Genomic DNA, 14,177 nt, shown 5'->3' on the forward strand with positions numbered 1-14,177 from the left:
TGGATAAGGTTTTTTTTGTTTTTTTTGAGATTTTTACTAAATAATTGGAACCTTTTTGCCGATAAACAATGGTAACTGACTTAAAAAGAGGAGAGATGATACGTAATGCAACAAAAGAAACGGCCATTGGTTTGGATCATGTTGGTCACCATGGTGCTCTCGTTGTTCCCACAAGGTCTATTCGGTGGCGCCGTTGCTTCAGCAGCTGATGAGGATATACCAAGCACAGCTTCTTATTTCATACCTGATTTGAAAACTTTGCGAGACACGTCTGATCTTACTATTGATTCAGCTAATGCTGGCAAAGTATTTCTAACTAGAGATAAAGCCTTTGTAACCAAGGATGCAAAGATCACGGTTACAGGAACGTTTTCAGGAGTTAGTACCGAGAACATGAGAGCGTCTGTTGAGCAGCTGACGTTAAACAGCAGCAATACGAAATGGACGGTTGATGCCGGCCGCACAAGAACGGGTAGTGTAATAGCTGATGCAGGATCTCAGGCTGCTCCCAAGTTCACAGCTACGTTAGATCTGTTTCCGGGATTTAACCAGGTAACATTGACCGGACGTGGTTTAAACAATGTCGAGCGCTCTAATACATTTTATGTTTTATATGAAGAAACGCCATTAATTGAGAAAATGACCGTTACAACTGATTTTACTACAGGTAACGGACAGGAATTCAATCTTAACGGTGTATCCGAGACCGTTGTTGATACAAAAAGCGTTACTTTCGGGTTGACGCTGCAAAATGCATCCAGAGTTTCTCTCTCCATTAATGGAGGAACCAAAGTGGATGCTTTCCCAACACAGACCAGTGATGTTAGTCAGAAGTTTTTTACTCCACCACTGGAGCTTGCAAGCGGGAAGAACAAAGTTGTATTTGATATCGTGGGTCCGTCCAGTGCAATGACTGTAGAGAGAACGTTATATTATTTTGACAAAAATCAGTCATTTGCAGATCTGCAGATCAGCATAGGTGGAGAGAAGAAGTCTGTTCTGAATACCCAAGCTAATTTCTCCGCACCGGGAACATCTGCTAAACTGTCAGGTCAAATTATCGTACCTTACTCTACAACTGCATTTGATGAGGCTGCAGGTATTGAAGTGAACAATGAAACCTACCCGGTGAAAGTTGATCCCAGCAAAGAAATCCTTATCACGGGTGCAAATGGGGTTGACTATCAATATCGAATGATTACTTTTGAAGGTGTGGGGGAATTTGACCTCGCAGCTACAGGAGGCAAACCAAACAGAGACCAGCCGTTAAAAGTGGTTGCCAAGTATGGATCATTTAATACAGGTTATACTGGTGAGTTTACCTATTCCACAGATAGTAAAGATATAACGAATATTTATTATCTGCCTGGTTACACAAGTGGACCAGTTAATTCAAAGGTTCTTTTGAACAAAACAGATTACACTAAAGTTTCTGAAGATACATTCTATATCTTGGTCGAGTCATCTCAAAATATCAAAGGTGCAGCCATTAATGGTAAGTATCTTCCATCACTGACTGTACCCCTTAAAGTTGACGCTGTGTCAGGAACTGATACAGGGCTCAATGATAATCAGCAGATATATAAAGTTGAGAAGATGGCAGGCGGACAGCAGAAAATCAGCTTCTTCTATGGAGATGCTTCCAAAGCGCCTGAACTACCTTATGTAGCCTGGGTAAGCTTTGCTTCGAGCAGTTCAATCTATATCGAGAACCTGCAGGATGGTCAAACCTTCAGTTTTAATTCAGGTAATAGCTCTGCAAAATTAGAGGTTATTGGTAAATATCTGGATTTTCGTAATGTGGATAGTAGTGGTCCGAAAAATGGTTTCAAATCCGAGCTACAGGTGAACGGTAAAGTTGAGAAACCAACCTCAGGATTCCCTATAGATTCAGGCAACAGCTTTAAGTTTAATCTCGGAATCACGAAGGATGGCCCATTGGGCTACGGGCAAAATATCATCCGTATCACGGCTACTGATGCTGATGAGAAGGGTGCACCAGTAATAATTACAAGAACACTCACAATCTATATTATTGATGAAAATGTATCTACCATTGACTCCTTCATGCCGACGGCTGTTCCGAAGTCTACGAATGCTCGGGCACCGTTTTATGAGAAGGCGATAACGAGTTATACCCCTGAAGAAATGAACAATATCTTCGCGGTTACTCCTGATTTTGCATTTAAGGAAAATAAGTATGTAACAAGTGAAGATACGTATGATCTGGTTTTCCGAGGCGGGGGAGCACAGGTTGCTAATGTTTATTTCGGCTCTGAGCTGATTTTCCGTCATGATCAGACGGGAACATTGACACTTGATCTGGATAAAGAGGGCCCGGCGCCGCAGCTCAAAAAGTTTGACTTTGCGGGTAATGAAAGACAATTTATCGCGCGGATCAAAAATTTGAAATTTGACTCACCAGGTACGCAGGTATTCACACTCGAGTTAATCAATAGTACAGGTGCAAGAACAACACAACGGCTTGAAATTGTACGTGAACCGTCCTCTTTCCGGATTGTAGCGCCACAACCAACCGTTGGTGACAAAATTGTCGTGAACAAAAACTATATCCGTTTCGATATCGAAGCAGAGGGTGCATCCCGCGTTTTGGTTGATAAGAAACCAGCAGCCAAACGTACAGATATGAATAACCGATATATCTATGATTATGTTGGTCTGAAACCGGATAAGGAAAATAAAATCAAAATCTCTATTGAGCGAGACGGAAGTACCATTAATGAAACAATTAACGTCTTTTATACAGGAGCAGTAACTGTAGACAGTCAATATATGGCTCCTAAAGTAGCTAACAAGTATACGGTGTTCAATAAGGGGCTCACGCTAACTTTCCCTAAAGGAACCATTCTTCAGGCTAAAGTGGACGGCGGCACGAAGTTCTATCCTGACAACAAAATTTTGTTTGGTATTGCAGATCCACTGAACGGTGTGCTGGAACGTAAAAATGATTACGGGAATGTAATGAACATAGACCGAGATATGAGAACGGTTCGTGGAGAAAGTGCGATTGCTTTGCGTGAAGACTTAATAAGCGCATTTAGCTCCACAAACAATACAGGCAACTTTACTTTGATCTCCAATGTCTACTGGATTAATGGTGGACTCGGTGAACTGAATAACTTGCCGTATACAGACGGTATCCCGCCATATTCCATCTATGGATATTACCCGGAATATCCGACTTCAAGAATTCTTACTCCTTCGCAAAGAGGAAGTCTGACGCTTCAATATGATCCTAGTATTGTGGACGAAGTAGGTTCAACCATTAGTGTGTTCCGCTATACGGATGTAAGCGACCAGAAGCAGTGGGTTCCAATAGGCGGTGTCGTGGATACGAAAGGACATACGATTACAGTTCCTTTTGATGAGTTCGGGTATTATAAGGTAATGAAGCAGAGCAAGAGCTTCCAGGATATTACGAATCACCCATGGGCCCGTAACATCTTGAATGCTTTGTATTCCAAAGGGGTTATGAAGGCTCTTCGTACTGGAGAATTTGGTGCAGATGACCAAACGACACGTGGAGAATTCGCAACACTGCTTGTCAAAGGTCTGAATATCCCGCTAAATTATGATGTGAATAAACAAACATTTATCGATGTATCTAAACGAGCAGAGAAAAATGCCTGGAGTTTTGCTGCAATCGAGACAGCTGCACGTGCGGGTATCGTTCAAGGGTTAAGCGATGGTTACTTTGGTGTAGAGGATCGTATAACTCGTGAGCAGGCGGCAGTGATGATTGCAAGAGCGATGAGCAGTAAGCTGGCGACCAATGACAGCAAGCTGGCAGCCACTCTCGCCAAGTCTTTCCAGGATTCGGGTTCCATTGAGTATTATGCTCGTCCATCTGTACAAGCTATAACTAAAGCTAAAATCATGGAAGGTAGTCCAGTCACAGTTACAGGATCTACTAAGAAACAATTCCAATTCAATCCTAAGGGCAATCTGACTCGTGCAGAAGCAGCCAAGATTGCAGTCGAGCTGCTGAAGAAGAGCACCAAGTTATTCCCTAAAAACTTGAGCTAATCTGGATTTAATAAGAATCAATTTGGAAAGGACCTGTACCCTTTGCGAAGGGAACGGGTCCTTTTCCTGACTGTTAATGAATTGACAAAGAACTCATTTATAATAGAAGGAAACGAATTTTTTCCAATAACTATTTTTGTAATTTGGTAGAGATTAAGATACAATAGCAACAAATACACAATGATCTAGAGGGTGAAGTTAGCTAATGAAACCGATTTATTCGAAGGCCCAGCTGGGCTACATGAAGGCAAAGACACAGTTTGAGAAGCAGGCAGTCATCTTGGAGAAAAAGTTGGAAGATACACGCAAGACACAGGAGATCTCTCAGGAAGTGATGGAAGAGCTCGTAAAGGCTACCGGCTTCCATGATGCCTATAATAATCTTGTATTGGCCGAAAATGATCTGATTGAATGGTCTCATACGACAATGAAGCACGAGAAAACCTATCGTGAGAATAGACTTGCGATTGATGACATGTATCTGAAGCTAAACAGCGATCCGCAGATGCGTGCACAGATTATTGAACTCGCGATGAAAATTCGATAGGACAAGTCATAGAATTATTTCCGGAAGCATCCTGAACAGGGTGCTTTTTTATTTTTTTCTTTTAGAAGATTTTGTCGCTTCACGCGCATCAAGTGTGGGTATAAATAAACGTTGGCAGCAGAATGAAGCAGAGGTAACATCTTCAAAAGTGCTGATGTATCAAGGGTTTCCATATGTTTTGAATTGATCCCGACCCCGCACTGCATCAATACATAAATAAATTCAAAACTTTTTTTGTGGAATGCGCAACTTTTTGAAATCTACTGCGTTTAAGATGTAGAGTCAAAAACATTGGGGAACTTACCAAGAATGACCTCGTGAAGAATCTTGTCTATTTATTAGAAAAAATTGCTTTACGACTCGGAAGACCCATTGTATAATACGTAGGTAGGATTAGGAAACTACTCTATTTACGTGTGGACCTGATTGTTGAACTAGGTTACAAGTTTCTGTGATATGCTCACAGACATCATTTATATTAACTTGCTCAGAACTCTGGAAAGGGGGTGCAACAATATATGAGGAACACGAGCGACCCTATTAAAGAAAATTTAAATGTTATGAACACCCAAGGAGGAGAAAAAAAGGTTATGAAGAAAATTTTATCCGTAGCATTGTCTACAGCAATGGCATTCTCAATGTTTGCTTCTGTAGCATTCGGTGATACAGCAGTTTCCCCGCAACAACAGTTTGATGCATTGAAAGCAAAAGGTATTTTCTCTGGCTATCCGAATGGAACAGCTGGTTTGGATAAAGAGATGACTCGCGCTGAATTTGCAAAAGTTATCACCAAATTGCTTGGATTGAAAGAAGTTACTGGTGTATATTCTTACAAAGACAAAAACTATAATGCTAAAAACTGGGCTGCTCCTTTCATCGAAGCAGTAACAGCTGCAGGCATCATGGAAGGTAAAAACGTTGAAAAGAAAATCTTTGACTTCAACGGTAAAGTAACAATCGAAGAAATGGCGAAAGTCCTGACAATCGCTTTGAAACTGGAAGTTCCAGCTGAAGCTGATAACTCAGCAACTGGTTGGGCTAAAGGTTATGTTCAAGCAGCAATCAATGCTGGCCTGATTGATTCCAAATTGAACTTCCAAGCTAACGCTTCCCGTGAATTGCTTGTAGGCGCTGCTTACGCAATTGACCAAGCGCAAAACCTGAAAGTTACTAAATACGAAGTAAGCGAAGCTGGTAAAGTCGTTACTTTCACAATCAGCGACGGCCAAACTGTAAAAGTGACTTTGGATAAAGCTCTCGAAGCTAACAAAGAAACTGAAGTGAAGTTTACTTACAAAGACAAACAATTCACTGAAAAAGTTACTTATGTTGTAGAAGCTGCAACTAAAGTACAATCCGCTTCTTCCACTAACCTGAAAGAAGTAGACGTTGCTTTTGACGGTAAAGTAGACAAAGCTACTGCAACTGACAAAAACAACTACAATGTAGATAACAACTCCCGTAAAGTTAAATCTGCAACTTTGTTGGAAGATGGTAAAACAGTACGTCTCTTGTTGGATACAACTTCTGCAGGTGCATTCACACAAGGAACTACTTACAAAGTAGTTGTTAAAAACGTAAAATCTTCTACTGGTACTGTATTGCCACAAGGTGAAGTTTCCTTCTCATCTGCTGACAACACTTTGCCTACGGTAACTGAAGTTAAAGCTTTGGGAACTAAAGCGATTAAAGTAACTTTCTCTGAGCCAGTTAAAGCACCAACAAGCAGCAACTTCCAATTGGATGACAAAGCATATGTTGGTTCGGTAACACTGGGTGCTAACGAGCGTGAAGTAATCCTGCGTGATTTCACTGGCACAATCTCTGAAGGTGCTCACAAGCTGACAACATCTTTGGTTGAAGACTACGCTGGTCTTAAATCTTTGGCTGCAACTACTGATTTCACAGTAGCAGTTGATACTGAAGGGCCTAAAGTGACTGAAATTTCTGCTACTTTGGAAAAAGTAACTGTTACTTTCGACGAAGAGATTGATCCGAATTCTGTAACTAACGACAGCTTCTACTGGAAGAATGGCGATAGCAAAAAGACTGGCAAAGTAACTCAATTGTCTTCTAATGTGTTTGAAGTTGTATTTGATTCCGGTAACCGTCTTCCAGGTTATGAGTCCACTTTGTTCGTAGAAGTGAAAGACTACTCCGGTAATGCTAATGCTACTAAAGAACATAAAGTAACTGCTTCAGTTGATCTTGTTCAACCTAAAGTTGTTGAAGCAACTTATGGTTCTAAGTATGCAGACAAATTGACTGTACGTTTTGACAAAGCAGTAGATGCTAATGACATCAAGTACTACTCTGTTAAAAAAGATGGTAATAATGTTCCAGTGAAAGCTGTTGAGCCAGTTGGAAATGACAACAAAGAATTCAATGTAGTATTCTTCAGCAAGCTCTCTGGTACGTACAATCTGAAAGTATCCGATGTGAAAGATAGAACAGCTCTTTCTAACACAATGGTTACTTACGAGGGTACTTTCTTGGCAAGTGACAGCGCGGCTCCAAGACTTACAGGTTACGGAGTAGATGTTAAAGGTGGATCTGATCGTAAAATCGCTCTGACATTTGACAGAGAAGTTGATCTTACAGCTCTGAACAACCGTGCTAACTACTACATCGCTTTCCAAAAAAATAACTCTACTCAAGTACAAAACATCTCTCTTCCGAGCGATGCTACTGTAAATGTTGTAGATAGCGGTAAATCTGTTGTAGTTATTCTTCCACAATACATCGAAGGAACTGAAGTTACTTTCAACGGTGGTTCTGTAAAAGGAATTAAAATTGCTGGATTGAAATCTAAAACAGGTCAAGCAACTGATTGGGTTGAAGCTGACACATTGAATGAAGTTGCGTTGACAGCTAATACTGCAACTCTTAAAGATGCTAGAACAATCGAAGTTGAGTTCAACAAAGCTATTGCTAATGCTTCTGCTGGTGACTTTATCGTATCTGGAACAGTAATTAATTCTGTATCCATCAGTGGAAACAAAGTAACTTTGAAAACTAATTCCGATGTTACATCTTCTAACAGAGTTAGCACTGTAAGCAATAATGGAATTCAAACTTATGCAGGTAACAAAATTGGTTCTGTAGAAGTTACTCCAAACGGTAACGTTGCACCAAAAGTTGATGAAAGTGGAGTAGGATTTAACTCAAACAAACAATTGTATCAACAAGACAGAACAGTTAAAATTCCATTCACAACTACTTTGGAACAAACTAATCCTAATGGTGTAGCAGGTAACCTTACTGTTAGACGCGCTGATAAAGCAGATAACGAAATTTTATCAGCTGCTAAAGGTGAATATACTGCAAAAATCTCTGCAGATGGTAAGTCTGTTGAAGTGACGTTTGCAGATGAGAACAAAGATAACAATCCTTATATCGTTAAAGTGAACAAAAATGCAACTTTCATTCACTTGCTAGGTGATACTAGCAAATTTGCAAGCGAGTCTTCTGAATACAGAACAACTGCTAATGTATCTACACCTACTGGTGTAACTACATCCGCAACTACTACTGTTGATGGAGCTGTTGCATTCGCTGGTGAAGCACAAGTACTTGAAGTTGAAGTGACTGGTGTTCCTGCTAATGGTAACGTGCAATTGGTTTTCAATGATGGAACAATTACTACTAACCAAACTGTTCCTGTAGTGGTTACTGATAGTCTGGAAGCAGTAACGGATAAAATTGTTACGGCAATTGGTACTGATTTGGATGCAGAGTACACTGTTGCAAGTGATAACAATGTTATTACTTTGACTTCTAAAAATGTAGGTGCTAAAGCAACTAGCATCTTGTTGAGCGGTGCTGGAGTGAAAAGCACAGTTAAAACTGTAATTGAAGGTAAAGACCAAGTTGCAGCCAAAGGTCAAGAGGTTACGCTTAAAGTTACTCGCGGCGCTTCTGCTGCCGGTCAGAACACAATTACTTTCAATGATGGTACATTGAGCAAAACATTTACAATCACAGTAACTGGAAATGAAAGTGCTGCTGATGTAGCTGCATTGATCAGAACTGCTATGACTGGTAAACTGCCAGGGTATACTGTTACTGGTACAACTGCTGACGTTGTAATCACTGCAAATACCCCTGCTCCTAACAAAAACATCTCAATCACAACTTCTGCTAACTAATAACAGTGAGTTGTAAAAAAGCTTACCCATTAGGGTAAGCTTTTTTCTTTTATACAACAACATCGTAACTTTCTTTCCCTTTCAAACGTTTATACTATAAAGCAACAAGCAACTTATGGGAGGTTTGGAAGTGGATCATAAAAAGGTCATAACGACTTTGTTATCAAGTGTGTTGTTGATCAGTTCTAGTGGGGGAACTATTTTGGCTGCGGCAAATCCGGCGAGTGCGGGTAAAAATGCTTCGAGCAGTGCGAATAATCCGGCAGCGAATAAGAAGAAAGCTGCGGCTAATAAAGTCGTACATACCTTGGCCAATGTGCCTCCGGTGAAGGTCACGGCTCGCAGTACGGTGACCTTGACGGATGTGAATATTCTGTCTCAGAATGACGGGAATACGGTGACGTATACCTTGACGTATAAGAACAATGACAGTAAACCGATGATGATGCTGGATTACTGGAGCAAAGTGAAAACAAGTGGAGGCACCAGCTTCTCGCCAAAGCTGATCGCCAAGGATCAGGAGAAAAAGTCTGTATCCCCAGGTTCTACGGTGGATCTGACGTACGTGATGAAGGTTGGACGTGAAGTGAAGCTGAGCGATCTGAATTTCCTGATTGTGAAATGGGATTTCAGCAAGCCGAATTATGAAAGTACCATCGGGAAATTCGTCGTTCCTGCTTCGTACAGCATCACAACGCCCGTAGGCAAAACCAAAACAGTCCGTCTTAGTGACTCGGCTGTAAAGGTGAAGGTCTCCGGTATTAAAGTGTACCCGGGCGAAAATAAGAAGCAGTATGTCAAGATCGGCGTGAATCTGAACAACATCAGTTATAAACTGCTGGACAATCCGAATGTAAAATGGATTCTGCGTGCCCCAGGGGGAACGAATTATCCGTTAACCCCGGACAAAGACAGCACGGGCATCAGCATTCAGGCTCAGGCCAACAAAACTTTAAGTTTAATGGCCTCTTTACCTACAGCGTTGAAGCTGGAGAAATCCGAGCTGCTGCTTGTAGAAGAGCAAGGGGAAGAGAAAACGGCTCTGCCAATTGCTGCCCTGCAGCTTCCTGAAGCGAGTCAAACTAATGTGAATACCGAAGCTAATCAGCCTAATCTGATCTCAATTGATGGACAGACCGTATCAACTCTGCTGGAGTCTGCTCGTGTACGGGCTGAAGATGAGGAATATGAGCTGACCATGCAGTGGGTTCTGAAGAATCAAGGCAAGAAAGAAGTTAAGATTCCGAAATATGCTTTGGAGATTCGGACAGAAGACGGTACTTCGTATCCGATCGAAACCAAAGCCCTGGATGATCTGAAATTAAAACCGGGATCAACCAAAACGATTAAATTGACCTCCACGCTCCAAGGAGACGGTGATACCAGCAAAATCAAATTTGTGGTGATGACACCGGCATCTTCCGATGAAAGCAAGGAAGGAACGGGAACGGGGGCAAGCACAGGAGCTGCCGGATTCCAATTTTCCTATCCTGTAGGTATCTACGCCATTCCTGAATCGGTAACGAGTGGGGACGGTCTTACTACAGAGACGGTAATCAAAAACAGCAAAGGTACCTTTGGTGTATCGGTAGGTTCCCTGCAGCGCCTTCCATGGATGGATAGTGATATCATTGCTGCCAAGGTGACCATCCGTAACGCATCTACGAAGACGGTACAATTGCCGGAGCTGGAAGCGATGTTTACGATTGACTCTGCACGTATCGATGGAGATACCAAGCTGATTCGTACCCAAGGCGGCAAGCTGGTAGGTCCGGGTATGGTCACGGAAGCGTATCTGTTAACCAAAATTCCGTCAGAGCTTAACATGGGCCGTCTGGAACTGACCTTGCTGGAAAAAGTAAGTGAAACGGAGACGAATGACTGGATTACGCTCAATACCTCTGGATTGATTCAACCACTGGCTTATGTCGCTGAAGGGAAATCCTTCACGCAGGGCACTTCGGAGAAGGAAACAGAGCTTGGCGTACGCAGAACGTTCGTCTACCCGGGATCGTCTTCCGATATCGTATATACCGAGTTTGAGATGACGAACAAATCGCTTAGACAGAACGGTCTGGGCAAGCTGGTAGGTTACTACAAAACAGCGGATGGTATGTATTACAAAGCCGAGGCGAAGCAGGCGAACCGTGTTCCGGGGCCGGGTCAGAAGAGTATTGTAACCTTCTGGGCGAAAGTGCCTAAGAGCGTCAAAACGTTATCTGATATGCGTCTGATTGTGGGTGAAGGGGTCGCGGATAACAAATTCGTGACAGGGGAAGGCGATGCTACAGCTTATGTTAATGCCACCTCTTTCGAAATTCAGCCTAAATCACTGCCAGTGCTGTCCTCATTGAATGATATCGATCTGTATCCGTTCAAATTCTCGGGCGCCAATATTAGAGCTTATCTGACAGGCGGTACATCTGTACAATTCGAGATGATCTATTCCTTAACCCAGGAAGAGGCAGTAGACAGCGGCGAAAGTGGACATAAATACATCCTATCCGTAACGGACGGTTCGGGTAAAGTGTTTGACAAAGAGCTTGCATTGGCTACTGATCTGAAAACGGGCATTAACCAAACGTTAACCTGGAGTATTGATGACATGGTGTTTGATAAAATCCGCGGTGGCTCTTATCGTGTTGCCCTGTATGATGTATTTGAAGGACAGCGTATTCGCTTGGCAGAGCAGGGTTACAGCTACGATACAACCAAATTGCCAAAAGAAGAGCCGATATTCCCTGAAGAGGGTTCAAACAACAACAATAATAACAATAATTCTAACTCTAATCGCTAGGACGTATCCCTTCTTCAACATGATTTTGACAGCGATAAACCTCGCTTCCCCATACAGGGAAGCGAGGTTTTGCTTGTCCCCTTGCTCTTTTTTCTCTATAGTTAAAGTTAATAGATTACCAGAGGAGGAACATTTCACACATGAAACCGTATATGAAGGTGTCCTTGGCCGCACTGGCCATTGGTGTTGGTGTATGGGTCGGGGCGGTATATAACGATACAGCGATTGGCGCAGGAACGAGTCAGCCGGGAACCGCAGATGACCCGGTGGTGACGAAGAGTTATGTAGATCAGCAGATTCAGCAGGCTTTGGGTGGCAAGCTTCCAGCTGCAGGCAGTAATGCCGGCAGTAATACAAACAGCGGTACGGGAAATGCAGGCACATCCACAGGCAATGGATCAGCAGGCACAGGCAGTACTGGCGGATCAAGTACTGATCCGGGACTGCCGCCACTGGTATCGGGGGCAGCCGATGCCGTGGAGATCGTTATGGTGAAGCCGGGCCAGCAGCTGCTCGGCAAATCCGGCGCGGAGTTCATTGTACGCAGCGGTAAAGCAGTGATCGTCAGTGAGGGTAAGAATGGTGTAGCCGATCTGACGGACGGGGTAGACCTGACGAATGGTCAGGCAGCGCCGACCAATCACCTGCTTTCTTTTCCAAAGGATGGACGCGGCATTACCGTTCTGGAGGGTAACAGATACAGCCTGACCGTAATGGTACGTGGTGGATATACGTTAAAATAGGTTGTGCAGCTTATTCTGTAATTATTCATTATTAATGTACGTTTTTGCTCAGATTAACCAGTTCTAACAAACATTAATACGGCTAGCCAGGCCTGTTCCTGCCCACGCTATACCTGTAGACAATCCATTAAGCGGAGGTGCAGGAACAATGGCTAGAAGTAATCGGAAGGTCGTACCGGAAAGTCGTCAAATGCTCGACCAGATGAAGTATGAGATTGCTGCCGAGTTTGGGCTGAATGTAGGATATGGCGGCCGCGGAGGTCTGGCAGGTGCAGATACGGAGTTCGGCGGGGAGCTTGGCGAGATGAGTGATCACTCTTATGGGCAGTATAAAGGCTGGGGACATCTCACTTCACGGGAGAATGGTTCGGTCGGTGGAGAGATTACCAAACGCTTGATTCGTCAGGCAGAACTGCACTTGTAGAACTCATACGTAACGTGACCTGAATTGACACGACTTGACAAATACGATAAGATGACATTTGAGGTATGCAGCCTTTTCCACTAGGGAAAGGTTGATTTTTTGTTAGGCAATTACCTGAAAAATCCTTATCTTCGTAAATGTAGATCAGTAACCTTTTTAATACTGTTAATCCACTTCGAGGGTATAGTGAACGAATCGCCGTTATGTTTTGTTCGGGCAATCGCCATACTATAGTTATGGGAGGTTGAAACTTCATGTCTATTAAAGGCCGACATCTTTTTACATCAGAGTCTGTAACCGAAGGACATCCGGATAAAATCTGCGATCAAATCTCGGACGCTGTTTTGGACGCGTTTCTTGCGAACGATCCTAACGCTCGTGTGGCGTGCGAAGTTTCGGTAGCAACGGGCCTTGTGCTTGTTATTGGCGAGATCAGCTCCGCGTCTGAATATGTGGACATTCCAGCCATCGTACGCAATACGGTGAAGGAAATCGGGTACACACGTGCTAAATACGGTTTTGATTATAATACATGTGCGGTGCTGACGTCACTCAATGAACAGTCCGCTGATATCGCGCAGGGTGTCAATGCCGCTCTGGAGCATCGTGATCCTGAACAAATGGCACGTGAAACAGAGAACATTGGTGCAGGTGACCAAGGTCTGATGTTTGGTTTTGCAACGAACGAGACACCAGAGCTGATGCCGCTGCCAATCGCATTGTCCCACCGTATCGCTCGCCGCCTGGCGGAAGTGCGCAAGAACGGTATGCTTGATTACCTGCGTCCGGATGGTAAAACACAAGTGACTATCGAGTACGATGGTGACAAGCCGGTACGTGTTGATACGATCGTTGTGTCCACGCAGCATGCGGAAGAGACAACGCTGGAACAAATCCAGAAGGACATCAAAGAGCATGTAATTCTGCCTGTTGTTCCAGCTGAACTGCTGGACGAGCAGACAAAATATTTTATTAACCCGACGGGGCGTTTCGTGATTGGCGGACCTCAAGGAGATGCAGGTCTGACTGGGCGTAAAATTATCGTAGATACATATGGTGGTTATGCACGTCACGGTGGAGGTGCGTTCTCGGGTAAAGATCCAACAAAGGTAGACCGTTCTGCAGCTTACGCGGCACGTTATGTCGCGAAGAACCTGGTGGCTGCGGGTCTGGCTGACAAAGTGGAGATCCAGCTTGCATACGCCATTGGTGTAGCCAATCCGGTATCCATTAACGTGGATACGTACGGAACAGGCAAAGTCAGCGAAGAGAAGCTGGTGGAGTTGGTACGCAATAACTTCGACCTTCGTCCAGCTGGCATCATTCGTATGCTTGATCTGCGTCGTCCGATTTACAAACAAACGGCTGCTTACGGCCACTTTGGCCGTACAGACCTCGATGTTCCTTGGGAACAAGTGGACAAGGCAGAACTGCTGAAATCCCAAGCAGGTCTGTAATAGTTCTCATATGT

The 14,177-nt window shown here is 43.4% G+C and carries 7 protein-coding genes; all 7 read left to right on the forward strand.

All coding sequences use genetic code 11. The features are described from left to right. Positions 1-105 precede the first annotated feature (105 nt). The 7 genes from ABXS70_RS29175 (at position 106) to metK (ending at position 14,163) form a co-directional block, all read left to right on the forward strand. Complete coding sequence (locus ABXS70_RS29175; RefSeq protein WP_366292931.1) at positions 106-4,047, forward strand: S-layer homology domain-containing protein; 3,942 nt, start codon at positions 106-108, stop codon at positions 4,045-4,047. Between the two features lie 205 nt (positions 4,048-4,252). Beyond that, complete coding sequence (locus ABXS70_RS29180) at positions 4,253-4,594, forward strand: hypothetical protein (protein ID WP_342553059.1); 342 nt, start codon at positions 4,253-4,255, stop codon at positions 4,592-4,594. Between the two features lie 518 nt (positions 4,595-5,112). Then, entirely contained in the window at positions 5,113-8,742 is a 3,630-nt protein-coding gene (locus ABXS70_RS29185) for an S-layer homology domain-containing protein (protein ID WP_366292934.1), read from the forward strand. 130 nt (positions 8,743-8,872) lie between these two features. Beyond that, positions 8,873-11,539 carry a hypothetical protein gene (locus ABXS70_RS29190; RefSeq protein ID WP_366292937.1) on the forward strand — a complete coding sequence of 889 codons (2,667 nt, stop codon included), beginning with the start codon at positions 8,873-8,875 and terminating at the stop codon, positions 11,537-11,539. Positions 11,540-11,679: 140 nt separating this feature from the next. After that, positions 11,680-12,282 carry a hypothetical protein gene (locus ABXS70_RS29195; RefSeq protein WP_366292940.1) on the forward strand — a complete coding sequence of 201 codons (603 nt, stop codon included), beginning with the start codon at positions 11,680-11,682 and terminating at the stop codon, positions 12,280-12,282. A gap of 148 nt (positions 12,283-12,430) precedes the next feature. Then, positions 12,431-12,706 (forward strand): alpha/beta-type small acid-soluble spore protein, encoded by a 276-nt coding sequence (locus ABXS70_RS29200; RefSeq protein WP_342553055.1) that lies wholly within the window; start codon positions 12,431-12,433, stop codon positions 12,704-12,706. A gap of 254 nt (positions 12,707-12,960) precedes the next feature. Continuing rightward, positions 12,961-14,163 carry a methionine adenosyltransferase gene (metK, locus tag ABXS70_RS29205; protein ID WP_366292943.1) on the forward strand — a complete coding sequence of 401 codons (1,203 nt, stop codon included), beginning with the start codon at positions 12,961-12,963 and terminating at the stop codon, positions 14,161-14,163. The last annotated feature ends 14 nt before the right edge of the window (positions 14,164-14,177 follow it).

It is taken from the genome of Paenibacillus sp. AN1007 (assembly GCF_040702995.1).
In the GTDB taxonomy this organism is placed as follows: domain Bacteria; phylum Bacillota; class Bacilli; order Paenibacillales; family Paenibacillaceae; genus Paenibacillus.